The 23,739-nt window shown below is 68.8% G+C and carries 20 protein-coding genes; 9 read left to right on the top strand and 11 right to left on the bottom strand.

Features of this window, described 5'->3' with window-relative positions; translation table 11 throughout:
* Nucleotides 1–2 precede the first annotated feature (2 nt).
* From DMH03_RS15690 to kdpF, 4 genes are read right to left on the bottom strand one after another with little or no spacing between them, the layout of a single operon-like run.
* Nucleotides 3–614 carry a potassium-transporting ATPase subunit C gene (locus DMH03_RS15690; protein ID WP_125792682.1) on the bottom strand — a complete coding sequence of 204 codons (612 nt, stop codon included), beginning with the start codon at nucleotides 612–614 and terminating at the stop codon, nucleotides 3–5.
* A gap of 3 nt (nucleotides 615–617) precedes the next feature.
* Nucleotides 618–2,711 (bottom strand): potassium-transporting ATPase subunit KdpB, encoded by a 2,094-nt coding sequence (gene kdpB / locus DMH03_RS15685; RefSeq protein ID WP_125792681.1) that lies wholly within the window; start codon nucleotides 2,709–2,711, stop codon nucleotides 618–620.
* A complete protein-coding gene (kdpA, locus tag DMH03_RS15680) occupies nucleotides 2,708–4,369 on the bottom strand; it encodes a potassium-transporting ATPase subunit KdpA (RefSeq protein ID WP_125792680.1) in 1,662 nt (553 codons plus the stop codon). The genes kdpB and kdpA overlap by 4 nt, the downstream gene beginning before the upstream one ends.
* Nucleotides 4,369–4,470: a K(+)-transporting ATPase subunit F gene (gene kdpF, locus DMH03_RS15675; RefSeq protein ID WP_020630647.1), complete on the bottom strand. Its 102-nt coding sequence runs from the start codon at nucleotides 4,468–4,470 to the stop codon at nucleotides 4,369–4,371. Before kdpF ends, kdpA begins: the two co-directional genes overlap by 1 nt.
* Nucleotides 4,471–4,814: 344 nt before the next feature.
* Between kdpF and asnB the strand changes: the two genes are divergently transcribed.
* A complete protein-coding gene (gene asnB / locus DMH03_RS15670; RefSeq protein ID WP_125792679.1) occupies nucleotides 4,815–6,647 on the top strand; it encodes an asparagine synthase (glutamine-hydrolyzing) in 1,833 nt (610 codons plus the stop codon).
* Between the two features lie 21 nt (nucleotides 6,648–6,668).
* Here the strand turns inward: asnB and DMH03_RS15665 are convergent, their stop codons facing one another.
* From DMH03_RS15665 to DMH03_RS15650, 4 genes are read right to left on the bottom strand one after another with little or no spacing between them, the layout of a single operon-like run.
* Nucleotides 6,669–7,589 carry an ABC transporter permease gene (locus DMH03_RS15665; protein ID WP_125792678.1) on the bottom strand — a complete coding sequence of 307 codons (921 nt, stop codon included), beginning with the start codon at nucleotides 7,587–7,589 and terminating at the stop codon, nucleotides 6,669–6,671.
* Nucleotides 7,590–7,603: 14 nt separating this feature from the next.
* A complete protein-coding gene (locus DMH03_RS15660) occupies nucleotides 7,604–8,401 on the bottom strand; it encodes an ABC transporter permease (RefSeq protein WP_125792677.1) in 798 nt (265 codons plus the stop codon).
* A gap of 9 nt (nucleotides 8,402–8,410) precedes the next feature.
* Nucleotides 8,411–9,274 (bottom strand): ABC transporter ATP-binding protein, encoded by an 864-nt coding sequence (locus DMH03_RS15655; RefSeq protein WP_125792676.1) that lies wholly within the window; start codon nucleotides 9,272–9,274, stop codon nucleotides 8,411–8,413.
* Entirely contained in the window at nucleotides 9,271–9,666 is a 396-nt protein-coding gene (locus DMH03_RS15650; RefSeq protein ID WP_125786566.1) for a GntR family transcriptional regulator, read from the bottom strand. Before DMH03_RS15650 ends, DMH03_RS15655 begins: the two co-directional genes overlap by 4 nt.
* Before the next feature lie 430 nt (nucleotides 9,667–10,096).
* Here DMH03_RS15650 and DMH03_RS15645 point away from each other — a divergent pair, with 430 nt between their 5' ends.
* Entirely contained in the window at nucleotides 10,097–13,075 is a 2,979-nt protein-coding gene (locus DMH03_RS15645; protein WP_125792675.1) for a BTAD domain-containing putative transcriptional regulator, read from the top strand.
* Here the strand turns inward: DMH03_RS15645 and DMH03_RS15640 are convergent.
* From DMH03_RS15640 to DMH03_RS15630, 3 genes are all read right to left on the bottom strand, one after another.
* Complete coding sequence (locus tag DMH03_RS15640) at nucleotides 13,072–13,608, bottom strand: hypothetical protein (protein WP_233611518.1); 537 nt, start codon at nucleotides 13,606–13,608, stop codon at nucleotides 13,072–13,074. The two genes, DMH03_RS15645 and DMH03_RS15640, sit on opposite strands and share 4 nt — an antisense overlap.
* 618 nt (nucleotides 13,609–14,226) lie before the next feature.
* Nucleotides 14,227–15,228, bottom strand: a complete 1,002-nt coding sequence (locus tag DMH03_RS15635; RefSeq protein WP_125792674.1) for a Gfo/Idh/MocA family oxidoreductase — start codon at nucleotides 15,226–15,228, stop codon at nucleotides 14,227–14,229.
* 4 nt (nucleotides 15,229–15,232) lie between these two features.
* Nucleotides 15,233–16,237, bottom strand: a complete 1,005-nt coding sequence (locus DMH03_RS15630; RefSeq protein WP_125792673.1) for a LacI family DNA-binding transcriptional regulator — start codon at nucleotides 16,235–16,237, stop codon at nucleotides 15,233–15,235.
* 117 nt (nucleotides 16,238–16,354) lie between these two features.
* Here DMH03_RS15630 and DMH03_RS15625 point away from each other — a divergent pair, with 117 nt between their 5' ends.
* The 7 genes from DMH03_RS15625 to iolD are packed head-to-tail and all read left to right on the top strand — an operon-like array spanning nucleotide 16,355 to nucleotide 23,738.
* Nucleotides 16,355–17,254 carry a sugar phosphate isomerase/epimerase gene (locus tag DMH03_RS15625; RefSeq protein WP_125792672.1) on the top strand — a complete coding sequence of 300 codons (900 nt, stop codon included), beginning with the start codon at nucleotides 16,355–16,357 and terminating at the stop codon, nucleotides 17,252–17,254.
* A 24-nt stretch (nucleotides 17,255–17,278) separates the two neighbouring features.
* The gene (locus DMH03_RS15620; protein WP_125792671.1) at nucleotides 17,279–18,268 is read left to right on the top strand and encodes a sugar ABC transporter substrate-binding protein; all 990 of its coding nucleotides are present in this window, start codon (nucleotides 17,279–17,281) and stop codon (nucleotides 18,266–18,268) included.
* Nucleotides 18,265–19,299, top strand: a complete 1,035-nt coding sequence (locus DMH03_RS15615; RefSeq protein ID WP_125792670.1) for an ABC transporter permease — start codon at nucleotides 18,265–18,267, stop codon at nucleotides 19,297–19,299. The genes DMH03_RS15620 and DMH03_RS15615 overlap by 4 nt, the downstream gene beginning before the upstream one ends.
* On the top strand, nucleotides 19,296–20,081 hold the full coding sequence (locus tag DMH03_RS15610; protein WP_125792669.1) for an ATP-binding cassette domain-containing protein: 786 nt from the start codon (nucleotides 19,296–19,298) through the stop codon (nucleotides 20,079–20,081). Before DMH03_RS15615 ends, DMH03_RS15610 begins: the two co-directional genes overlap by 4 nt.
* Nucleotides 20,078–21,010 carry a 5-dehydro-2-deoxygluconokinase gene (gene iolC, locus DMH03_RS15605; protein WP_125792668.1) on the top strand — a complete coding sequence of 311 codons (933 nt, stop codon included), beginning with the start codon at nucleotides 20,078–20,080 and terminating at the stop codon, nucleotides 21,008–21,010. The genes DMH03_RS15610 and iolC overlap by 4 nt, the downstream gene beginning before the upstream one ends.
* Nucleotides 21,007–21,897 carry a 5-deoxy-glucuronate isomerase gene (gene iolB / locus DMH03_RS15600; protein WP_125792667.1) on the top strand — a complete coding sequence of 297 codons (891 nt, stop codon included), beginning with the start codon at nucleotides 21,007–21,009 and terminating at the stop codon, nucleotides 21,895–21,897. The genes iolC and iolB overlap by 4 nt, the downstream gene beginning before the upstream one ends.
* Complete coding sequence (gene iolD / locus DMH03_RS15595; RefSeq protein ID WP_199748881.1) at nucleotides 21,894–23,738, top strand: 3D-(3,5/4)-trihydroxycyclohexane-1,2-dione acylhydrolase (decyclizing); 1,845 nt, start codon at nucleotides 21,894–21,896, stop codon at nucleotides 23,736–23,738. The genes iolB and iolD overlap by 4 nt, the downstream gene beginning before the upstream one ends.
* Nucleotide 23,739: the final 1 nt, after the last annotated feature.

Genomic DNA, 23,739 nt, shown 5'->3' with positions numbered 1-23,739 from the left:
TGTCAGTGTGCTCCTCCGGCCGCGTCGCGCACGGCCAAGTTGACCTTCAGCACATTGACACCCGGCACACCGATCCCGGCGCCGCTCGTGTTCTCCGCCACGAGCTGCCGGACCTTCTCCTCGGACAGGCCCGTGTTCCTGGCCACTCGCGGGATCTGGAGGTCGGCGTAGGCGACGCTGATCGCCGGATCCATCCCGGAGCCCGACGCCGTCACCGCGTCGGCGGGCACCCGCGACTCCTGGACACCCTCGCGGGCGGCGATGAGCTTCTTGCGCTCACCGATCGCGGAGACCAGGTCCTCGTTGTACGGGCCCTTGTTCGACGCGCCGGACGACGACGGGTCGCCGGGGCCGAGGGCGTCCTTCGAACCCGCGGACGGGCGGTTGTGGAACCACGGATCCTTGGCCGGGTCGGCCGCGACCGGGTCGATGCCGATCAGCGAAGACCCGACGGCCTGCCCGTCCTGGGTGACGATCGAGCCTTCCGCGTTGCCTTCGAGGCCGGGGATCCGGGAGACCGCCCAAACACCCAGTGGGTAGACCACACCCAGCAAGACCGTGAAGACGAGCAGGACACGCAGCCCGGCGAGGGTCTGTTTCAACAGTGCGTTCATGGTTTACCCGATTCCAGGGATGAGACGGACGAGCAGGTCGATCAGCCAGATCCCGATGAACGGGCTGACGATGCCGCCGAGGCCGTAGACCAGCAGGTTCCGGCGCAGCAGCGCCGAGGCCGAGGACGGTTTGTACCGGACGCCGCGCAGGGCGAGCGGGATCAGCCCGACGATGATCAGGGCGTTGAAGATGACCGCCGACAGGATCGCCGACTTCGGCGTCGCCAGCTGCATGACGTTGAGCGCGCCGAGCTGGGCGAAGATGCCGGTGAACATCGCGGGCAGGATGGCGAAGTACTTCGCGAGGTCGTTGGCGACGCTGAAGGTGGTCAGCGCGCCACGCGTGATCAGCAGCTGCTTGCCGATCTCGACGATCTCGATCAGCTTCGTCGGGTCGGAGTCGAGGTCCACCATGTTCCCCGCCTCCTTGGCGGCGGAGGTCCCGGTGTTCATCGCGACGCCGACGTCCGATTGCGCCAGCGCGGGGGCGTCGTTGGTGCCGTCGCCGGTCATCGCGACCAGCCGCCCGCCCTCCTGCTCCTTCTTGATCAGCGCCATCTTGTCTTCGGGTTTGGCTTCGGCGAGATAGTCGTCGACGCCCGCGTCCTTCGCGATGGCCTTGGCCGTCAGCGGGTTGTCGCCGGTGATCATGACGGTCTTGATCCCCATCGCGCGGAGCTGGACGAACCGCTCCTTCATGCCCGGTTTGACCACATCGGACAGCCGGATCACGCCGCGTACGAACGCTTTCGCGCCGTCGTACTCCGCGACCACCAGCGGGGTCCCGCCCTGCTGGCTGATCTCGTCGACGACGCGTTCGGTCTCGTCCGGCATGTCGCCGCCGCGTTCGCGGACCCATTCGCGCACGGCGGCGGTGGCGCCCTTGCGGACCTGCCGCTCGCCGACGTCGATGCCGCTCATCCGGGTCTGCGCGGTGAACTCGACGAAGTCCGCGCGCTTCTCGCCGTCGGAGGCGGTCTCCGCGAGCCCGTGTTCCCTCGCGACGAGTTCGACGATGCTGCGGCCTTCCGGCGTGCCGTCGGCGAGGCTCGACAACCGGGCGGCCTGGGCGATGTCGTCCATAGTGGACTGTCCGACCGGGATCAGCTCGGTGGCCTTGCGGTTGCCGAAGGTGATCGTTCCCGTCTTGTCCAGCAGCAGCGTCGAGACGTCGCCGGCGGCTTCCACCGCGCGACCGCTCGTCGCAAGGACGTTGCGCTGCACCAGCCGGTCCATCCCCGCGATGCCGATCGCCGACAGCAGCGCTCCGATCGTCGTCGGGATCAGGCACACCAGCAACGCGGTCAGCACGATCACGGACTGCTGGCTGCCGGAGTAGCCCGCCATCGGCTGCAACGCCACCACGGCGAGCAGGAAGATGATCGTCAGCGTCGAGAGCAGGATCGTCAACGCGATCTCGTTCGGCGTCTTCTGCCGGGAAGCGCCTTCCACCAAGGCGATCATGCGGTCCACAAAGGACTCGCCGGGTTTGGTGGTGATCTTCACGACGACACGGTCCGAGAGCACCGTGGTGCCGCCGGTGACCGCGCACCGGTCGCCGCCCGATTCGCGGATGACCGGAGCCGACTCGCCGGTGATGGCCGATTCGTCGACCGTCGCGATGCCCTCGACGACGTCGCCGTCGCCAGGGATGACCTGCCCGGCCTCGACGACCACGAGATCACCGACGCGCAGGTCGGCACCCGGCACGGTCTCCTCGTCGCCGTCCTCGGTGAGACGGCGGGCGACAGTCTCCTTCTTGCTGCGCCGCAGGGTTTCCGCCTGCGCCTTGCCCCGGCCCTCCGCGACGGCCTCGGCGAGGTTCGCGAACAGGACGGTGAACCACAGCCAGATCGTGATGAGGATGGTGAACACGCTCGGGTCGGTGATCGCGAAGACCGTGGTCAGCGCCGAGCCGATCCACACCACGAACATGACCGGGTTGGCGAGCTGGTGCTTGGGGTTCAGCTTGCGCAGCGCCTCGGGAAGGGAGGTCAGCAGCTGTCGTGGGCTGAAGATCCCGGCACCGACGCGGCCCGTGTTCTCCACGTGGTGCTGCGTTATCTCCTCGGGAGTGCGTTCTTGAGTCATGGTCATGCGAGTGCCTCTGCGATGGGCCCGAGCGCGAGCGCCGGGATGAAGGTGAGGGCCGCGACGAGCACGATCGTGCCCGCGAGCATCGTGCCGAAGAGCGGTCCGGTGGTGGGCAGCGTGCCGGCGGTCTCCGGGACCTTCCGTTGCGAGGCAAGGGATCCCGCCAGGCACAGCACGGCGAGGATCGGGATGAACCTGCCGAGCAGCATCGCCACCGACAACGACGCCTGGAACCAGTCGTTCGTCGCGGTGAGCCCGCCGAACGCGCTGCCGTTGTTGTTGCCCGCCGAAGCGTAGGCGTAGAGGACCTCGGAGAGGCCGTGCGCGCCCGAGTTGGTCATGGCGGCCGGGGTGTCGGCCAGCATCAGCGCGATACCGGAGCCGAGCAGCACCACCGTCGGCATGGCGAGCATCGACACCGCCGCGCAGGTGACCTCGCGTTTGCCGAGCTTCTTCCCCAGGTACTCCGGCGTCCGGCCGACCATCAGCCCGGCGAGGAACATCGCGATCACGGCCATCACGAGGATGCCGTAGAGACCGGTGCCCACCCCGCCCGGCGAGATCTCGCCCAGCAGCATGTTGAGCAGGGTTCCGCCGCCGCCGAGCCCGCTGTAGCTGTCGTGCATGCTGTTGACCGCGCCGGTCGACGTGCCGGTGGTGGCGTTGGCGAACAGCGAACTCAGGCCGATGCCGAACCGCTGTTCCTTGCCCTCCAGGTTCGCCCCGGCGGCCAGCGACGCCGGCCCGCTCGCGTGGGCTTCGGACAGCCAGGTCACCGTGAGCATCGCGGTGAAGAGCCCGGCCATCACCGAAAGCAGGACGTAACCCTGCCGCGTGTTGCCGACGAGTTTGCCGAACGTGCGGGTGAGCGAGACCGGGATGACCAGGATCAGGAAGATCTCGATCAGGTTGGTCCAGGCGTTCGGGTTCTCGAACGGATGCGAAGAGTTGGCGTTGAAGATGCCGCCGCCGTTGGTGCCGAGTTCCTTGATGGCCTCCTGGCTCGCCGCGGGCGCGAGCGCGATCTTGCTCGTGCTCCCGTCCGGGTTGAGGACGTCGACGCCGCTCTTGAGGCTCTGGACGACGCCGAGCGCGATCAGCACGATCGCGGCCACGAAGGCGATCGGCAACAGGATCCGCACCGTGCCGCGCGTCAGGTCCACCCAGAAGTTGCCGAGGCGGTCGGTCTTCGAGCGGACGAAGCCGCGGACGACCGCGATGGCGACCGAAAGCCCGACGGCCGCGGACAGGAAGTTCTGCACGGTTAGCCCGGCCATCTGGACGAAGTGACCCATGGTCGCTTCGGGGCTGTAGGACTGCCAGTTCGTGTTGGTCACGAAGCTGACGGCGGTGTTGAAGGCGACCGCCGGGGAGACAGGTTCCTTGTCGAGGCTCCACGGCAGGATCGCCTGAAGCCGCTGAAGCAGGTACAGGAGAACGACGGAGACGAACGATAAGCCGATCACGGCGGACGCGTAGGTCTTCCAGTGCTGTTCCGATCCGGGGTTCACCCGGAAGAGGCGGTATAGGCCGCGCTCGGCCTTGGTGTGCTTCTCGGTGGAGAAGACGCGCGCCATGTAATCGCCGAGTGGCCGGTAGACCACGGCGAGCGCGACGAGGAGGAGGCCGGCCTGCAGGAGGCCGGCCATGACGTCTGACATCAGAATTTCTCCGGCCTGACCAGTGCGATGAACAAATAGACGATCAGCCCCAGCGCCAGCAGTCCGCCGACGACGTTGGCCACGGTTCCCGTGCCGGTCACAGCTTCTCCAGACCACGCAGGGTCAGAGCGAGAACCACGAATACGCCGATCAGGAGCACGGCGTAGAGCAAGTCGGCCACTAGGCACCTCTCAGGACAGGTCACCCCATCGGTGACCAGGACCTCGCAACACTGCGCCTGGTACAGACCGGCGCGACCCCTGCCTGACGGCCTCTTGATGCCCCGATCGGGTGCCTTTACGACTTCTTGATGCCCGGTGACGTGGCCCACAGACCGTGACGTACTGCGGACGGAGCGTGCAATTCGGGCAGACAAGCCCGCCGAAGCGTGTTACACCAGTGTTACGGGTAGTTGTATGTGCTAACTAATCACCAGGAGGTAGCGATGTGCGGAATCGCAGGGTGGGTCTCCTTCGACACGGACCTCACCCAACGCCGCGAGGTCGTCGACGCGATGACCGCGACCATGGCGTGCCGCGGGCCGGACGACTCGGGCACCTGGGTCCGGCCGAACGTGGCGCTGGGTCACCGACGGCTCGCGATCATCGATCTGCCGGGCGGCAGGCAGCCGATGGCCGAAGCCGGGCTGGCCGCGATGGTCTACAGCGGTGAGGCGTACAACTTCACCGAGCTGCGCGAGGAGCTCGCCAAGCGGGGCCACAAATTCGAGACCGACAGCGACACCGAGGTCGTGCTCCACGGTTACCTGGAGTGGGGCGACGAGGTCGTCGATCACCTCAACGGCATGTACGCCTTCGCGATCTGGGACGAACGCGACGAGAAGCTCGTGATGATCCGCGACCGCATGGGCATCAAGCCGTTCTATTACTACCCGACCCCGGACGGCGTCCTCTTCGGCTCCGAACCGAAGGCGATCCTCGCGAACCCCTTGGCACGCAAGGTGGTCGACACCGACGGCCTGCGCGAGCTCATGTCCATGACCAAGACCCCCGGCTGGTCGCTGTGGAAGGGCATGCACGAGGTCGGGCCGGGCACGATCGTCACCGTCGACCGCTCCGGGATCCGCACGCGGACGTACTGGAAGCTCGACGCGAAGCAGCACACGGACGACCAGGAGACCACGGTCGAACGGGTGCGCGAGCTGATGACCGACATCGTGCACCGTCAGCTCATCGCCGACGTCCCCCGCTGCGTCCTGCTCTCCGGCGGCCTCGACTCCAGCGCCGTCACCGGTCTCGCCGCCGCGCGGCTGGCCGAACAGGGCGAGCGGCTGCGCACGTTCTCCGTCGACTTCCAGGGCCAGGAAGAGAACTTCCAGCCGGACGAGGTCCGCGACACCCCGGACTCGCCGTACATCCGCGATGTCGCGCGGCTGGTCGGCTCCGACCACAAGGACGTCGTGCTGAATCCGGCCGAGCTCAGCGACCCCGAGGTCCGCCGCAAGGTGCTGGCCGCGCGGGACATCCCGGCCGGGCTCGGGGATATGGACACCTCGCTGTACCTGCTGTTCAAGGCGATCCGCGCCGAGTCGACGGTGGCGCTGTCCGGTGAGTCCGCCGACGAGGTCTTCGGCGGGTACCGCTGGTTCCACGACGAAGCCGCGGTGAACTCGGGGACGTTCCCCTGGCTCGCCTTCCGGATGGGGCTCACCAGCGAACGGGGCGCGCTCCTGCGCGGCGACGTCCAGGAGAAGCTCGATCTGCCCGGCTATATCGCCGACCAGTACAGCACCGCCGTCGCCCAGGTCGAGCACCTCGACGGCGAAAGCGAGCAGGACCGCAAGATGCGCACGATCTGCAACCTGCACCTGACCCGGTTCGTGCGGATGCTGCTGGATCGCAAGGACCGGGCGTCGATGGCCGTCGGGCTCGAGGTGCGCGTGCCGTTCTGCGACCACCGCCTCGTCGAGTACGTCTACAACACGCCGTGGTCGCTGAAGACGTTCGACGGCAGGGAGAAGAGCCTGCTGCGGCACGCGACCGAGCACGTGCTGCCGACGTCGGTGCGGGACAGGGTCAAGAGCCCGTATCCGTCCACTCAGGACCCCGGCTACGCGGCGGCGTTGCAGCAGCAGGCCAAGGAGGCGCTGACCGAACGGGACAACCCGGTGTTCGAACTGGTCGACCGTGACTGGCTGCACCGAGTGTCCGAAGTGGACCCGGCCACGATGTCCTCGGCCCAGCGCTCCGGGATCGACCGGGCGCTGGACCTCTACCACTGGTTCGACCTGTACTCCCCCGAGCTCCAGCTCGACTGAAGTACCCGGTCCGCCGCCGTCTCAGCGACGGCGGCGGACCGTGCCCCCAACCGCGACTCCCCCGAGCACCGCGGTCGCGGCCAGCAGGATGCCCGCCTCGGTCCATTGGAACCGCCAGAACCGGTCGACGGGCTGGTAGACGGTGAAGTCCTGATACCCGGCCGCCTGAGCGCACGCGCTCTTCCCTATCCCCACCGGGCAACCGGGCACGTTGTCCAGCGAACTCATCTCACGGCCGTCGGGCGTGACCCTGCCCAACTTGACGATCAGCGCCCCTTTCGTGGCCGCATCCGGGCCGAGCGTGCGCACCGGCTCGGCGTAATGCGGCCTCAGCAGCAGCAAGGCGATCGCTGCCGCGAGGAACACCGCGACCGTGATCGCGATGGCGGGCAAGGTCTTGCGCACCAGCACCCCGGCCGCCGTACCGAGGGTGAAGGCGAACAGCCACCAGGCTGCGGGCGCGACCCCGAGCGCGCCGAAGTAGGACGTCTCGGCGAAGCTCTCCGCCTTGCCAGGAAACATTTCCAGCCACGCGCCGAACATCTGCCCCGAAGCGAGCCCGGCCAGCATCGCGCACCCGGCGAGGACACCGAACTTGACGGCCAGCCAGTGCCCGCGGCCGACCGACTGCGTCCACGCGAGCTGGTGTGTGTTGCGCTCGTACTCCCTGGCGAGCAGCGGCGCGCCCCAGAAGACGCCTGCCAGCAAGGGAATGAACGGCACCATCGCGACCAGTGGGTAGACCTTCTGGTAGAGATCCTCCAGCCCCGCGTCGTACTCACGGCACGGGACGCCGCCGCCGTGACAGTACAAGGAGATCTCGCCGTTCGCGGCGCCGACGGCGACCTGCACGGAGAGGAGCAGGACGCCGCCGAGCACGGCCAGGAATCCCAGGGTGACCAGCAGCTGGATACGGTGCTGCCGCCAGGTGAGCCAAAGCAAGAAGATGTGCCTTTCTAGGAACGACGCCGGACGGCGAAGGTCGCGGCGACGGCGAGCACGAGCGAGACACCCGCGAGGATCGCGGCTTCGGTCCATTGGAAACGCCAGTAGAAGTCCGCGGGCAGGACCTTGAGCGCGGTGACCTCGCCGGCCGCGTCCGTGACCATTTCGAGGACCCGGCCTCCGGGGCCTTGGTCGCCGAAGCCCATGGGGACGAGTTTCGGCTCCGCGTAGAGGTCACGGACATTGGCGATGCCGATCATCAGGCCGACGGTCACCGCGATGGTGACGGCGATGGCGGGCAGCATCTTGCGGATGAACGCTCCCGCGACGGTGCCGAGAACGAACCCGAAGAGCCACCACGCGCCGGGCGCGACGCCGGTCATCGCGAACAGGACCGGATTGTCGAAGCGGCTGGTGAAGGCGGTGTCGCCGCGATCGGTGGGGAAGACCTCCACCCAGCGCTGCATCATCGTGCCGAACGCGAGACCACCGAGGGTGGCGAGCACGGCGAGGACGCCCAGTTTCACGCCGAGCCACCGGAATCGGGAGATCGACTGGGTCCAGGCGAGTTTCGTGGTGCCGCGTTCGTATTCCGCCGCGACCAGCGGGGCACCCCAGAAGACCCCGATCGCCACCGGGACGACCTGCAACCAGGAGAGATAGGTGTACAGATCCGCGAACAGACCCGCCGGATCCGGACTGCCGGCCGCGGCGTTTCCGTTGACCAGCAACAGGATCCCGACGGCGACGAGCAGACCGGCGGTGATCAGCAACTGCATCCGGTGCTGACGGTAAGTGAGCCAGAGCATCGTTCCCCCTTACGCCGAAGCCAGTGTCGGACGAGGCAGGCTCGCGGATTCGGGCCGCCGCAGGTAGGCGAGCACCAGTTCCTCCAGGGTCGACGGCCGATCGGTCCACTGTGGACCCAGCGGGACCGGTTCGGTGCGGGCGAACACGGTCGCCTGCCTGCCCGCCCTCGCCTCGTCCACGATCGCGACACGTTTGGCCAGCGCGTCTGCCTCGTCCACCGGCCCGGAAAGGATCCGGTGCCCGGCGACGAGTTCGTCGATGTCGCCGCTGACCTGCACCCGGCCGCCGTTGAGGACGATCAGCCAGTCGCAGGTGTTCTCCAGATCGGAGACGACGTGGGACGAGAGCAGGACGGTCATCCCGGTCTCGGCGACGGCCTCCATCAGGCCGCGCATGACCTCGTGACGGGCCAGCGGGTCGAGGTTCGCGAGCGGCTCGTCGAGCACCAGGAGGTCCGGGCGTTTGGCGAGCGCGAGGGTGAGCGCGACCTGCGCCCGCTGGCCGCCGGAAAGCTTGCCGACCTTGTGCTTCAAGGGAAGTCCGAGCGAATCGATGCGCTTGAGCGCGAACTCGTCGTCCCAGCCGGGGTTGAGGCGTCTGCCGAATTTGAGCATCTCGGCGATGCTGAAACCCGGGTACAACGGCTTGTCCTGGGCGAGGAAGGCCGTGGTCCCCTGGATCGAGACCGAGCCGAGGGACGCGTCCAGCAGCCCGACGGCCAGGTGCAGGAAGGTCGTCTTGCCCGCGCCGTTGGGCCCGACAAGGGCGACGACACGGCCTTTCGGGACGGAGAGGGAACAGTCGCGCAGCGCCCACTTGCGGCGGTAGCGCTTGCCGAGTCCGGTCGCCTCGATGACGGGTTTATCGGTCATGCCGTCCGCTCCCCTCGAAAGCCATCGACCACCACCGAGGTGAACAACGCCTCGACGTCTTCCTGATCCAGCCCCGATTCCCGCGCGTCGCGGACCCAGATGCCGAGGCTCTTTCGCAAGCGCGTGCGCTCCGCGAACGAAGCGCCTCCGAGCGTCTTCTGGACGAAGGTGCCGAGGCCCGGCTTCCCCTCGACGAGCCCTTCGCGCTCCAGCTCGCGGTACGCCTTGAGGACGGTGTTGGGATTGATCGCCAGCTCGGCGACCACCTCCTTCGCCGTCGGCAGCCGGTCCCCCGGCTCCAGCAATCCCAGGCGCAGGGCGTTCTTGACCTGCTGGACGAGCTGGACGTACGTCGCGACGCCCGAGCCCTTGTCCAAGTGGAAGGTGACCACCGGCAACACCCTTTCACTAATTAAGTAGTGAAAGGGTGCAGGCAGAAGCCCGCCGCTGTCAAGTGATCAAGTGGTGGTCATGCCGAAAGCCGTGAAGGCCACCTTGAGGGACTCTGAGTCCCTCAAGGTGGCCTTCACGGAAAAACCCCAGCCCCAGTCAAGAAGAAGCGCCAGTCCGACGACACGGGGGGAAGACGTCGAGCTGGCACTACCCCCAACCCCCACCGCCACTGGAGAAGGCGGTGCCTGTGCAAGGTGTAGGTGCCCACCGTCGTACCGGAACCGAATGGGGGGTCCTGCCCGTCTTGTTGGTTGGGCACGGTTCCGGCGACGGGTCCTCGGTGGACACCCGGCAAGGATCACGCGGGCCGGATGCAGGGCGCTTGCACTACGCTTGCAGGCTCTGACGAGGGTGAGCGGAGGTGGCCGGGTGGAGTTCCGCGTCCTCGGCGCCGTCGAGGCGTGGGCCGGTGGCGATCCGGTCGATCTCGGCTCGCCCAAACAACGGCTCGTGCTGGCGGTTCTGCTGCTGGAGGCGGGCAAACCGGTACCGCGCGACCGGATCATCGACCTGCTCTGGCCCGAAGAACCGCCCGCCAGTGCACGAAACACCGTTCAAGCGCTGGTGTCCAGGCTGCGTGCGGTGTTCCGCGGCGCGGGCGGGCCGGAGATCGTCTCCGAGGGGACCCGGTACCTGCTCAAACTCGATCCGCGCCAGGTCGACCTGCACCGCTTCACCGAGCTGACCGCGCAGGCCCGCGACGCCGACGACGAAACCGCCGTGGAGCTCCTGGACGAGGCGCTCGGGCTGTGGCGTGGCGAGGCGTTGTCCGACGTGGTGAGCGGCGAGGTCGCCCAGCGCCTTCGCGGCGGCATCAATGAAGAACGCTGGACGGCGTTGGAGGATCGGGCCGAAGCGCAGCTGCGGCTCGGTCGCGGCAGGCAGGTCCTCGCGGAACTGACCGAACTGGTCGCCGCGCATCCCCTGCGGCAGCGGTTCGTCGGGCAGCTCATGCTCGCGCTGCACCGCGAAGGCCGCACCGACGACGCCCTCGAGGCTTTCCGCGCCTTGAGGGACCGGCTCGGTACCGAACTGGGTCTCGACCCGTCCCCCGAACTGCGACGGCTGGAATCCGCGATCCTCGGCGCCGATCCCGCCCTCGAACCCGCGACCAGGCCCGAGCCGGTCCGCCCCGCGCAGCTGCCGCACGACGTCCGGGGGTTCGCCGGACGGGCGAGCGAGCTGGAGCGGCTCGACGAGGCGACCCGCCATGCGGCCGAGGGCACCGACATCTGGGTCATCAGCGGCACCGCCGGTGTCGGCAAGACCGCGCTCGCGGTCCGCTGGGCCCACCGCGTCCGCGACGCTTTCCCCGACGGCCAGCTGTACCTCGACCTGCGTGGTTTCGACCCGGACCACGAACCGCTCACCCCGGCCGTCGCGCTCACTCAGCTCCTGCAGGCACTCGGCACCGCACCCAAGGCCATTCCGCCGGACACCGACACGCGGGCCGCGCTCCTCCGGTCCCTCCTCGCCGACAAGCGGGTCCTCCTCGTCCTCGACAACGTGCGCGACACCGGCCAGGTGCTGCCGCTGCTGCCGCCGTCCGGCACCGTCCTGGTCACCAGCCGCCAGCGGCTCGGCGACCTCATCGCCCGCACCGGCGCCCGCGCGCTCCCGCTGTCCGTGCTGCCCGCCGAAGACGCGCGGCATCTCCTGGAAGCCGTGCTCGGCAGCGAAACCGTCGCCGCCGAAGCCGTCGCGGCCGCGGAACTGGCCCGGCTGTGCGGGCATCTCCCGCTCGCGCTCCGGATCGCGGCGGCCAACCTCGGCGCGAGCGGCGAACCCGAGATCGCCGAACTCGCCCGCGAGCTCGCCGGCGGCGACCCGTTGGCGGAGCTGACCGTCGACGGTGCCGAGGAAAGTGCCGTGACCACGGCGTTCGGCGTCTCCTACCGGACGCTTCCCGAGGAGCACCGACAACTGTTCCGCCGGCTCGCGCTCGTGCCAGGCCAGACGTTCACCGCCCCCGCCGCCCAGGCGCTGACCGGCGTCCCGCATTCGAAGGCGAACCAACAGCTCAAGGCGCTCGCGGCGGCGCATCTCGTCGAGCGCTACACCCCGGGGCGCTACCGATTCCACGACCTTCTCCGCAGTTTCGCGGCGGGCCGCACGCTGGCGGAGGACACGAAACCCGAACGCGACGCCGCGGCGAGGCGGCTCTTCGAGAGCTACCTGACCACCGCCGACGCCGCGGGCCGCACCCTCATCCCGCACTTCCTGCGCCTGCCACGCGAGGAACCGGCGGACAAACCCTTCGCCGACACCGAAGAGGCGCTGGCGTGGCTGGACGCCGAGTGGCCGAACCTCGCCGCCGCCGTCGAGCACAGCGCCGAACACGGCCCGCCCGAGTTCTCCTGGCACCTCGCCGACGCGCTCCGCGCCTTCTTCCACCAGCGCGGTCATCACGCGGAATGGATCGACACCGCCTCGACCGCGCTCAAAGCCGCCCGCCGCAGCGGGGCCGGGCAGGCGCAGGCGGCGATGCACCTGAGCATCGCGCTCGCCTGTGTCAACAGCGGCCGCTACGACGAAGCACGCGAGCACCTCACCAGTGCCCTGCGCGGAGACCTCCTCGAAGGCTGGGACGCCGGCCGCGCGGCCGTGCTCAACAACCTGAGCGCGGTGCACCAGCGCCTCGGCGATCCGCAGGAGGCGATCCGCTGCGGGCTGGAATCCCTGCGGCTGTGCGAAGAACTGAACATGCCGGCCGTCTCGATGGCACTGGCGAACCTCGGTTTCCCGTACTGGCAGACAGGTCAGCTCGACGAGGCGCTCACCAACTTCACCCGCGCGCTGAAGGTCTCCGAACGGGACGGCGCCCGGTTCAGCGTCGCGGTGCTGCTGGTCGACCTCGGCAACGTGCACCGCGACCTCGGCCTCCTCGACGACGCCTACGACTTCTACACCCGCGCGCTCGCGGCCAACCGCGAACTGGGCTACACCTACGGCGAGGCGACCGCGCTGTCCGGCAGGGCCGTGCTCGAAAGCAGGCGAGACCCGAGCGAGCAGAACCGCGCGGACGCGCTCGAAGCCGTCGAACTGACGCGCAAGATCGGCGACCGGGGCACCGAGGCCTGGACCCTCGTCGGACTCGGCGAGGTCTGCCTGCGGCTCGACTTGCCCGACGAGGCCGCCGAGCACTATCGGCTCGCGTTGTCGATCGCGCGGACGACCAGCTTCTTCTGGTGCGAGGCCGCCGCCCGGACCGGACTCGCGGAAACCCTGCTGCGACTGGGAAAACACCCGGAAGCCCGGACACACGGCGAGCTGGCACAAGAGCTAGCGGCACGCTCCGGCTACCGGCTCGTCGAGGAACGCGCGAAACTGATCCTGGACGAGCTTTAGTTCTTGGTGTCGTTCGACTTCACACTGGCGGCGATCGCCGACGTGATCGCCGTCAGGACAGCGAGGAAGATCGTCAGCGCCATGGCGGTGCTGTCGCTGTCGTCGAAGCTGAAGAGCCACTTGACCTGCGCGCCGAAGGGCGTGCCCCACACCAGTGGCGTCCCCACGAAGACCGCGACCACGTAGAACACGCAAAGCCCGAACAGAGTCCACGCGCCGGCAATCTTGCGGGCGAACGTGAATCCCGCCGCGACCACCAGCACTACGGCGGAGATGACGCCGCTGGCCATGTTCTGCACCGTGATGCCCGGCGAGCGGCCCTCCGCCTCCGCGGCGACGACGACGTTGTAGAGCGCGAACCAGACGAGCATGCCGGCGGCGAGCAGCGCCAGGACGCCGGCGATCACCGCCGCCACGGCGTTCGCCCTCGGCTTGGGCGGCGCGCCGCCCCACTGCGCGGGTCCGCCCGGCGGCTGCCCGTATTGAGGGAAATCGGGCTGCGGTGGGTTCGGCTGCGGTGGGTTGGGCTGCATCCGCACTCCTCGCGCGTTCGGCGACACGAATCTGGCGCCTGTCATGGTTCGCGGTCACCGTAGCGAACGGTGGCTCATGGTGTCCGGTCTTTGGCAGCAAGCTGCCTTCGCGCGCCAGCGGCCTGGGGACGTGTCGGGCGGGGTGAAGGGGACTTTCTGGCTGCGGTCGGTCACCGACCGGTCCGTGAAGGCCTCCTTACCTACCCTGAAGGTAGGGAAGGAGGCCCTCACTACGTCGGTTGGCGCCACGGCCGCCCCAGATGCACCATCAGCCACGGCGGCTGCGCGTGAAGGACCCCTTTCCTCGGCTCAGCCGAGGAAAGGGGTCCTTCACACCTTCCCCAGTACATGAAGGACCCCTTCCTGTACCTAGGCGCAAGGAAGGAGACCTTCATGTACTGGGGGAAGGCCTTCGCGCGCCATCGTTGTGACTGATGGACTACTGGGGCTATAGACGTGTGTTCTAGTCCGTGAAGGACTCCTTGAGAGACTCTGGGTCCCTCAAGGAGTCCTTCACGGACCGCGGTCCCGCGATCAGCCGAAGCCAGAATGTAGGTAACGGAGCCACCCTTGGCTCTAACCCGAATCGCCACTCACGCCCGTCGTGGCAACGCCACTTCAGACGCGGACCTCGTCTACGCGGACCGGGCGGCGTTCGCGGCGGGAGAGCTCGCACGCCTCGGCGATGTAGAACGCCTCCAGCGCGTCCGCCGCTCCGCACGGGCTCGGCGCGCGACCGGCGGCGACGTCGAGGAAAGCCTTCAACTCACTGGTGTACGCGGGCCGGAAGCGTTCCATGAATCCGGGGTAGGCCGGGCCGGGCAACGGCTGGACGCCGGGTTCGACCGAGGTCAGCGGCGCACGGTCGTCCAGGCCCACCACGGCGTTGCCCGCCGAGCCGAGCACTTCGAGCCGGACGTCGTAGCCCGCGCCGTTGTAGCGTGTCAACGAGACCACCGCCAGCGTTCCGTCGTCCAGCGTCAGGGTCGCGGCCGCCGTGTCGACGTCACCGGCGTCGGCGAAGAACCGCTCGCCCTTGTTCGTCCCGACGGCGTAGACCTCGACGACCTCGCGGCCGCTGACGAACCGGACGACGTCGAAGTCGTGCACCCCGCAGTCGCGGAACAGACCGCCGGAATGCGCGACGTACTCGGCGGGCGGCGGTGCCGGGTCGAGCGTGGTCGCGCGCAACGTGTGCAGCCAGCCGAGCTCGCCCGAAGCCACCGCGGCCCGGGCGGCCGCGTAGCCCGCGTCGAACCTGCGTTGGAAGCCGATCTGAACCGGCACGTCCGAACCGGAGATCTTGTCGATCACCGCGAGCGTGCCGGGGATGTCGGCGGCGACCGGTTTCTCGCAGAACACCGGGATCCCCGCGTCGACGGCCTTGAGGATCAGTTCCGGATGGGCGTCCGTGGCCGCGGCGATCACGAGACCGTCCAAAGAGGACGCGAACAGCGCGGGGATGTCCGTCGCCGCTTCGACGCCGAGTTTGGCCGCGGCCGCCTGGGCGCGTGCGGCGTCCACGTCGGCGACGACCAGGGACGAGACCTCGTCGAAGCTCTTCAAGGTCTCGGCGTGCGAAGTGCCGATCCGGCCGGCGCCGGCGAGTCCCAACCTCATGTGGTTACCTTTCTGGAGCGGCGGTGGTCGAACGGACCACCAGCGACGGATGCAGCAGATGCCGGACCGGTTCGGCGCGTTCGCCCCGGACCCGTTCGAGCAGTGCCTCGACGGCCAGCCGCCCCATTTCGGTCCGCGGCTGGTCCACAGTGGTCAGTGAGAGATGGCGCAGCGCGGCGAGCGAGGTGTTGTCGTAGCCGACCACGGAAACGTCTTCGGGGACTCGCAGACCCGCATCCTCCAGCGCGGAGATCGCGCCGACGGCGTTGAAATCGTTGCCCGCCACCAATGCTGTCGGCAGTCCACCCTGCGGCGGGTCGCCGAGCAGTTCGAGCACGGCCTTCTCCCCAGCGGTGTCGGTGTGCTCGCTGCGCACGATGATCGGATGCAGCCGGTGCCGCCGCATGGCCTGCTGGTAACCCCGGCGCCGGGCCGCGGCACCGGCGGCCAGACCACCGTCCAGATGGGCGATCCTCCGGTGCCCCAAGGAAACCAGATGGTCGACGGCGAGCGCGGAACCCGCCTCGCCGTCGTCGTTCACCGTGTCCACTCCCGGCGCGCGCGAAGTGCGCGACACCAGGACGACGGGTCCCTGGGCGGCCGCTTCCTCGATCGCCGACGCGGGCACCACCGGCGACAGCAGGATCACCCCGGCCGGACGGAAGGACAACAGGCTCTTCAACGCGGCCCGCTCGCGCGCGGGACTGCGGCCGCCGGTGTTGAGGATCAAATGGAATCCGGCCGCTTCGGCCGCCGCGTCGAGCCCCTCGACGACGTCGGCGAAGAACGCGTTGCGGAGATCGGAGACCATCACGCCGAGGACGGTCGACGTCCGGCTCGCCAGCGACCTGGCCATCGCGTGCGGTTCGTACCCCAGTTCGTGCGCCGCGCAAAGCACGCGCGTCCGCCGTTCGTCGGACACGTTCGGCGCGTTGCGCATCACCAGTGACACGAGCGCACGGGACACTCCCGCTTTCGCGGCGACGTCCTCCATCGTCGGTCGCGCCATTTCCATCCTCCCCCTGCCCTTGACTTTACTGTGACGGACGCTACATGATTAGAGCGCTCTAATCAATAGAGCGCTCTAACCCGATCCCCGAACCCCCGAACCTTCAGGAGGCCGCCGATGCCCGTGACGACATCCCGGATCCGCGTCGCCGCCGCCCCGATCTCCTGGGGCGTGTGCGAAGTCCCCGGCTGGGGCCGCGTGCTCGACGCGGGGACCGTACTGGGCGAAATGGCGGAGCTGGGAGTGCGCGCCACCGAACTCGGCCCGCCTGGTTATCTGCCGCGAGACCCGGCCGAGCTGCGCGCATTGCTCGGCGGATACGAGCTCGACCTGGTCGGCGGGTTCCTCGCCGTCGTACTGCACGAGAACCCCGAAGCCGCGTTGGCGGCGGCCGAGGAGTCGGCGGCGCTGTTCGCCGCCTGCGGTGGCGACGTGCTCGTGCTCGCCGCCGCCACCGGTCTCGACGGCTACGACGACCGGCCGAAGCTGAGCGACACCGAATGGGCGACCCTCGTCGAAACCTCCGGCGCGATCGGGGAAATCGCCACACGCCACGGACTTCGCACCGTGCTGCATCCGCACGTCGGGACGCACGCGGAAACCGAGGAGGAGGTCGAGCGCTTCCTCGCCGATTCCACTCTGCCGCTGTGCCTGGACACCGGGCATCTCCTCATCGGCGGGACCGATCCGGTGGCGCTGGCCGAGCGGTACCCCGAACGGGTCGGGCACCTGCACCTCAAGGACGTGCGGGGCGAACTCGCCGAAGATGTCCGCGCCGGGAGGCTTCCCTATACCGAAGCGGTGGGCAAAGGTCTGTATGTCCCGCTCGGTGACGGGGACGTCGACATCGAAACGATGGTCAGGTCCGTCCACGAGGCGGGCTACGACGGGTGGTACGTGCTCGAACAGGACACCGCGCTGAGCGAGGGGAGCCCGGAGGATCTGCCGAAGCGGGATGTGGCCAGGAGCCTGGCGCATCTCGACGGAATCGTCAGCCGGCTCCCGGCTGCCAGGTAACGGAAGAAGCGAGGAGAGACGACGATGTCCCATCGCTTGAGGAAGGCTTTGGTGGTCGTGGCGGGACTATTGCTCCTGTCCGCGTGCACCGGGCCGAAGGCCGAGGAGAAACCCGCCGAGGGCGCGGGCCCGGCGACGACGGCACAGCCCACCGGTCCGCTGCGGGTCGCGGTCATCTCGCATGGCACGGCGGGTGACGCGTTCTGGAACGTGGTCAAGAACGGCGCCGAGGAGGCAGGCAGGCAGCTCGACGTCCAGGTCGAGTACAACTCCGACGGAGACCCCGGCAACCAGGCCAAGCTGATCGACAACGCGGTCGCCCAGCGGGTCGGCGGGCTGGTGGTGTCGATGGCGAATCCGGAGGCGCTCAAGACCTCGATCGAGAACGCGGTCCGCGCCGGGATCCCGGTCATCACCATCAACTCCGGCGAGGACAAGAGCGCGGGCTACGGCGCGCTCACCCATGTCGGGCAGAACGAGACCATCGCCGGCGAGGAAGCCGGGAAGAAATTCCGGGAACTCGGCAAGAAGAAGCTGCTCTGCGTGGTCCACGAGGCGGGCAACGTGGGGCAGGCGCAGCGGTGCGACGGCGCCAAGTCCGGTTTCGCGGGCGACGTGCGGACCCTGCAGGTCGACATCAGCAACCCCACCGACGCCGAATCCCGGATCAGGGGCGCGGTGCAGACCGACTCTTCGCTCGACGCCGTTCTGACGTTGAACTCGCAGGTCGCGGCGCGGGCGGTGAGCGCGATCAAGGCGGTCGGTTCGACGGCCCAGGTCGGCACCTTCGACCTGAACACCGACGTGGTCGGCGCGATCAAGGCGGGTGACGTGGTGTTCGCGGTCGATCAGCAGCAGTACCAGCAGGGCTATCTCCCGGTGCAGTTCCTCAAGCTCTACCGGGACAACGCGAACGTCGTCGGCGGCGGGAAGCCGGTGCTCACCGGGCCCGACCTGGTCGACAAATCCACTGTGGACACCGTCGGCCAGTACGTGCAAAGGGGCACGCGATGACAACCACCATGCTCGACGAACGGATCGCGAAACCCCGGCTGCTCGACCGGCTGGTCGTCCGCCCCGAGATCGGCGCGCTGCTCGGCGCCGTCGTCGTCTTCCTGTTCTTCACCCTCGTCACCGACCAGTTCTTCAGCGGCAGCGGCGTGGCGACCTGGCTGGACGACGCCTCGACGCTCGGCATCATGGCGGTCGCCGTTTCCCTGCTGATGATCGGCGGCGAGTTCGACCTCTCGGCCGGCGTGATGACCGCGTCCACCGCGCTCGTCACCGCGACACTGGCGACGGAGGCGGGCTGGAACGTCTGGCTCGCGCTGTTCGCGTCGCTGGTCTTCGCACTCGCTGTCGGAGCGTTCAACGGCTGGCTGGTGATGCGCACCGGCCTGCCCAGTTTCATCGTCACCCTGGGCACGTTCCTGGCGCTGCAAGGGCTCAACCTCGGCGTGACGCGGCTGGTCACCGGCACCGTCCAGGTGTCGGGGATGCGGTCGACCGACGGCTACGAGTCCGCCGGTTTCGTCTTCGCGTCCACAGTGGACATCGGCGGGACGGCGTTCCAGATCTCCATCGTGTGGTGGATCGGGTTCGCCGTGCTGGCGGCCTGGCTGCTGGTCCGGACCCGGTTCGGCAACTGGATCTTCGCCGTCGGCGGCTCCGCGCAGAGTTCGCGCGCGGTCGGAGTCCCGGTGGTGCGCACCAAGATCCTGCTGTTCATGACCACCGCGCTCGCCGCGTGGCTGGTCGGCTCGATCAACATCCTGCGGTTCGCGAGCGTCCAGGCGAACCAGGGCATCGGGCTGGAGTTCCAGTACATCATCGCGGCCGTGATCGGCGGCTGCCTGCTGACCGGCGGGTTCGGTTCGGCGATCGGCGCCGCGATCGGCGCGCTGATCTTCGGGATGGCGAGGCAGGGCATCGTATTCGCCCGCTGGGACAGCGACTGGTTCATGCTGTTCCTCGGGGTCATGCTGCTGTCCGCGGTCCTGGTCAACAACGCCTTCCGGCGGCGCGCGGAAAGGGTGCGGCGATGAGCCATCTTCTCGAGGTCAAGGAAGTCGGCAAGACCTACGGCAGCGTGATCGCGTTGCGCGACGTGTCCACGGTGGTCGACGCGGGCGAGGTGACCTGCGTGCTCGGCGACAACGGCGCCGGCAAGTCCACCCTGATCAAGATCCTGGCCGGGGTCCACCAGCACGACCGGGGCGAGTTCCTGGTCGAGGGCGAGCCGGTCAAGTTCGCTTCGCCGCGTGAGGCGCTCGATCGCGGCATCGCGACGGTGTACCAGGATCTCGCGGTCGTACCGCTGATGAGCGTATGGCGGAACTTCTTCCTCGGCTCCGAACCGACAGTCGGCTTCGGTCCGTTCCGCGCGCTCGACCGGAAGAAGGGCCGGGAGACGACCAAGAAGGCGTTGTCCGACATGGGCATCGACCTGCGCGACGTCGAACAGCCGGTCGGCACGCTGTCCGGCGGCGAGCGGCAGTGTGTGGCCATCGCGCGGGCCGTGTACTTCGGGGCGAAGGTGCTGATCCTCGACGAGCCGACGGCCGCGTTGGGTGTCAAGCAGGCCGGTGTCGTGCTCAAGTACGTCGCGCAGGCCCGTGACCGCGGGCTCGGCGTCGTGCTGATCACGCACAACCCGCATCACGCGTTCCCGGTGGCCGATCGCTTCCTGCTCCTCAAACGGGGCGTGTCCCTCGGCGCCTACGAGAAGTCCGAGATCGACCTGGCCGAACTGACCAGGCAGATGGCGGGCGGCGCGGAACTGGAAGCCCTCGAACACGAATTGCGAGCTGTGGAGTCCCCTTCATGACCGCTCTCGAAGCATTGACCGTCGGCCGGGTCGGGGTGGACCTCTACCCCGAGCAGAGCGGCGTGCCGCTGGCCGGGGTCAGCACCTTCGCCAAATCGCTCGGCGGCACCGCGACCAACGTCGCGGTCGCCGCCGCGCGGCTCGGCCGCTCGACCTCGGTGCTGACGAAGGTCGGCCCGGACGGCTTCGGTGACTACGTGCGGCAGGCGTTGCGGGAGTTCGGTGTGTCCCCGGATCACGTGGGGACGTCGGCTGGGTTGCAGACGCCGGTGGTGTTCTGCGCGCTGGACCCGCCCGCGGATCCGCCGCTGCTGTTCTACCGGTCCCCCATCGCGCCGGACCTGACCCTCACCGAGACCGACGTGCCCTGGGACGTCGTGGAAACGGTGCCGCTGCTGTGGGTCACCGGAACCGGCGTCTCCGTCGAACCGGCGCGCGGCACCCAGCGCAAGATGCTCGAGCGGCGCGGACGCCGGTCGCACACCGTGCTGGACCTCGACTTCCGGCCGATGTTCTGGCCCGACACCGGGACAGCGCGCGAAGAGATCGGCTGGATGCTCGACCACGTCACGGTCGCCGTCGGCAACCGCACCGAGGCGGAGGTCGCCGTCGGCACGGCGGACCCCGACGAAGCCGCGTCCCGCATGCTGGCCAGGGGCGTCGAACTGGCGGTGATCAAGAAAGGCGCGGACGGAGTGCTGGTGGCCACCGCCGAGGGCCGCTGGACCGTGCCACCCCAGCGGGTCGAGGTCGTGTGCGGGCTCGGCGCGGGTGACGGGTTCGGGGGCGCGCTGATCCACGGTCTGCTTTCCGGCTGGGATCCGGTGCGCATCGCCACGTACGCCAACGCGGCGGGCGCGCTCGTCGCCTCCCGGCTCGCCTGCGCCGACGCCATGCCCACCGCCGACGAGATCGAGGAGTTGCTGTGAGCAAGCTGCACCGTCCACTCGGGACGCTTTCGGAAGAGCGGGACCCCGTCCGGCTCACCCCGGACTCGGCGGGCTGGACGTACAGCGGCCTGCGGGTGCTCTCGCTGGCCGCCGGTGAGACGAGGCTGGTGCGCACCGGCGAGTTCGAAGCGTTCGTCCTGCCGCTGTCCGGCGGATGCACCGTCCGGGTCGACAAGCAGGTCTTCGAACTCGCGGGGCGGGACTCGGTGTTCACCCGTGTCACGGATTTCGCGTACGTGCCACGTGATGCCGAAGTCGAGTTGTCGACACGAGAAGGGATCGAAGTCGCGCTGCCGATGGCGCGCTGCACCCGTCGTCTCGAACCGCGCTACGGACCTGCCGAGAACGTGCCGGTGGAGGTGCGCGGCGCGGGGCAGGCGACGAGACAGGTCACCAATTTCGGGGTACCCGGCGTCTGGGACCACGCGGACAGGCTGAACGCGTGCGAGCTGATCACCCCCGGCGGCAACTGGTCCTCGTACCCGCCGCACAAACACGACGAGGCGTCCGAATGCGAGGTCGTCAACGAGGAGATCTACTACTTCCGCATCGCGGGCCGCGACGGAGTGACACCTTCGCGCGAAGGGTTCGGCCTCCATCGGACGTACACCGCCGACGGTGAACTGGACGAGGACGTCGCGGTCCGGGACGGCGACGTCTTCCTGATCCCGCGCGGCTACCACGGTCCCTGCGTCGCCGCGCCTGGTTACCCGATGTATTACCTGAACGTCCTGGCCGGGCCGGCCGATGAGCGGTCGATGGCGTTCTGCGACGACCCCGCGCACGGTTGGGTCCGCGAGACGTGGAACGACCAGGAACTCGACCCGCGTTGCCCGGTCACGAGCCACGAAGGACGGGTGTCATGAAGCTGACCACGGCACAGGCCCTGGTGCGCTGGCTGCTCGCGCAGCGGTCGGAAACCCTGGACGGCCGGGAAGTCCCCTTGTTCCCGGGTGTTTTCGCGATCTTCGGGCACGGCAACGTCCTCGGTCTCGGCACCGCGCTGGAGGAGCACCGCGATGAGCTCCCTCTGTGGCGCGGGCAGACCGAGCAGGGCATGGCGCTCGCGGCGGTCGGCTACGCCAAGGCGACACATCGGCGTCAGGTCGGCGTGGTGACGTCGTCGATCGGGCCCGGTGCGCTGAACATGGTCACCGCGGCCGGGGTCGCGCACGCGAACCGGCTGCCGATCCTGCTGCTCCCCGGTGACACCTTCACCAGCCGCGCGCCGGATCCGGTGCTTCAGCAGGTGGAGCATTTCGGCGATCCGACGGCCACGGTCAACGACGCGTTCCGCCCGGTGAGCCGGTATTTCGACCGGATCGTCCGGCCGGAGCAACTGCTCTCGACGCTGCCCCAGGTCGCCAGGGTGCTGACCGATCCGGCGGACGCGGGGCCGGTGACACTGGCGCTCCCTCAGGACGTCCAGGCGGAGACGTACGACTTCCCGGACGCGCTCTTCGCGCCGGTGACCCACCGCCCGCCGCGTCCGCGGCCCGATCGCCGGACGCTCACCGAAGCGGCCGGCGCGCTGCGGGCGTCTCGGAAACCGTTGCTGGTGCTGGGCGGCGGCGTCCGCTACTCCGGCGCCGGTGAACGTGCGCTGGCCTTCGCCGAGCGGCACGGCATCCCCATCACCGAAACCACGGCCGGGCGCACCCTGGTGCCGCACGGTCATCCGCTGCACGCCGGTCCGCTGGGCGTCACCGGTTCGACGTCGGCGAACGTCCTGGCCGCCGAGGCCGACGTCGTACTCGCCGTCGGCACCCGCTTGCAGGACTTCACCACGGCGTCCTGGACGGTGTTCTCCCCCGACGTCCGGCTGATCACCCTGAACGCCGCCCGGTTCGACGCGGTCAAGCACGGTGCGCTGGCCGTCGTGAGTGACGCCGACGCGGGTCTCACGGACCTGGCCGCCCAGCTGGAAAGCTGGCAGGTTGATCCTTTGTGGACAGAGCGGGCGGCGGCGGAACGCGGCCGATGGGACGCGCATATCGACGTGCTGCGCGGTGCCGCCGGCGAAGTGCCGACCTACGCCCAGGTCGTCGGCGCGGTCAACGACCTCTCCGAGCCGCACGACTACGTGATGACCGCGTCCGGCGGGATGCCGGGAGAACTGATCGGCGGCTGGCGCGGTTCGGGATCGATCAGCATGGACGTCGAGTACGGCTTCTCGTGCATGGGGTACGAGCTCGCGGGCGCGTGGGGCGCGGCGATGGCGCACACCGGAGGCCTCGTCACCACGATGCTCGGCGACGGTTCGTACCTGATGCTGAACTCGGAACTGTTCTCGGCGGCCTTCGCCGGACATCCCTTCGTGGCAGTGGTCTGCGACAACGACGGCTTCGCGGTCATCGCCCGGCTACAGGAGGGGCAAGGCGGCAAACCGTTCAACAACTTCCTCGCCGACTGCCGGAGCGCGCACGCCACTCCCCCTCGGGTCGACTTCGCGCGGCATGCGGAGTCACTGGGCTGCGCCGTGTTCACGGCGTCCACAGTGGACGATGTGCGCGCGGCGTACGCGAAGGCACGGGAAGCCGCGGTGGCCGAGAGCCGTCCGGCGGTGGTCGTGGTGCGGACCCAGCCGGACTCCTGGACCGAGGCCGGCGCCTGGTGGGAGGTCGGCGTCCCGGAGCACCTTTCGGGACGCGAAGGTTTCGAGGAGAACAAAACCACGCAAGTGAGGTACTTGAAGGGCCGCATCTAGA

The sequence above is a fragment of the Amycolatopsis sp. WAC 01376 genome, from assembly GCF_003947415.1.
In the GTDB taxonomy this organism is placed as follows: domain Bacteria; phylum Actinomycetota; class Actinomycetes; order Mycobacteriales; family Pseudonocardiaceae; genus Amycolatopsis.
Note: the sequence above shows the minus strand (reverse complement) of the source record. Positions and strands in the feature narration are given on the sequence as shown.